The sequence below is a fragment of the Clostridium sp. MT-14 genome, assembly GCF_042436595.1.
GTDB classification, from domain to species: domain Bacteria; phylum Bacillota; class Clostridia; order Clostridiales; family Clostridiaceae; genus Clostridium_B; species Clostridium_B aromativorans.
Window position 1 is genome coordinate 1 of the sequence record NZ_JBHMIY010000083.1, and the last position, 1,254, is coordinate 1,254.

Consider the following 1,254-nt stretch of genomic DNA (forward strand, 5'->3'; position numbering starts at 1 on the left):
TAATTAGTATATTCCCTGTGCATACATTGCATCTGCCACTTTTACAAATCCGGCAATATTAGCTCCTGCCAGCAGGTTATATCCAAATCCGTATTCCTTAGATGCATTTTTACAATTATTATATATATTAACCATTATGTTACGGAGTTTTTCGTCAACTTCTTCTGCTGACCAGGATAATCTCTCACTGTTTTGTGCCATCTCAAGTGCTGAAGTTGCAACTCCACCTGCATTGACTGCTTTTGAAGGTCCAAGTATTATATCATTCTTTAAGAAATATTGTTCAGCTTCATTAGTGCAAGGCATATTGGCAACTTCACATACAAATTTTATACCATTTGCCACTATCTGTTTTGCATGTTCCAGATGAATGTCGTTTTGAGTAGCACACGGCATTACTATGTCAACTTTAACTCCCCATGGTTTTTCATTAGGGAAGAATTTAACACCAAACTTGTCGGCATAATCTTTTACTTTATCTCTTCCGGAAGCACGCATCTCAAGCAGGTAATTTATTTTTTCATCAGTAACTATTCCCTCTGGATCATAGATGTATCCATCCGGCCCAGAAATAGTTACAGCTTTTCCACCTAATTGTGCAACTTTTTTGCATACACCCCATGCAACATTTCCAAATCCCGATACAGCCACGGTCTTACCTTTTAAATCAGTTCCTTCATGTTTGAGAATTTCCTGACAGAAATAAGTCGCGCCATACCCAGTTGCTTCAGGTCTTACTAAACTTCCACCATAAGATAAGCCTTTTCCTGTAATAACACCGTTTTCAAACACACCTTTTAATCTTCTGTACTGTCCATATAAATATCCTACTTCCCTTGCTCCTACACCTATATCTCCGGCAGGAACATCTACATCCGGTCCTATATGTCTGTACAATTCAGTCATAAAGCTCTCGCAGAATCTTCTTACTTCATTATCGGATTTACCTCTTGGATCAAAGTCAGAACCACCTTTAGCTCCACCTATTGGAAGGCCTGTAAGTGAATTTTTGAGTATTTGTTCGAATCCTAAAAATTTAATAATGCCTATATAAACAGATGAGTGAAATCTAAGTCCTCCCTTATATGGTCCTATGCAGCCGTTAAATTGGACTCTAAATCCCCTGTTGACCTGTACCTTGCCATTGTCATCTACCCAGGGAACTCTAAAAACTATCTGTCTTTCAGGTTCACAGAATCTTTCCAAAAGATTTTGTTCCATATATTCAGGATGCTTCTCAAATACTGGTCCTAT

At 38.2% G+C, this 1,254-nt stretch carries 1 protein-coding gene; it reads right to left on the minus strand.

Translation table 11 applies throughout. The features are described from left to right. Positions 1-3: 3 nt before the first annotated feature. A partial coding sequence (gdhA, locus tag ACFHWD_RS20580; protein WP_378062938.1) for an NADP-specific glutamate dehydrogenase occupies positions 4-1,254 on the minus strand: 1,251 nt, incomplete at its 5' end.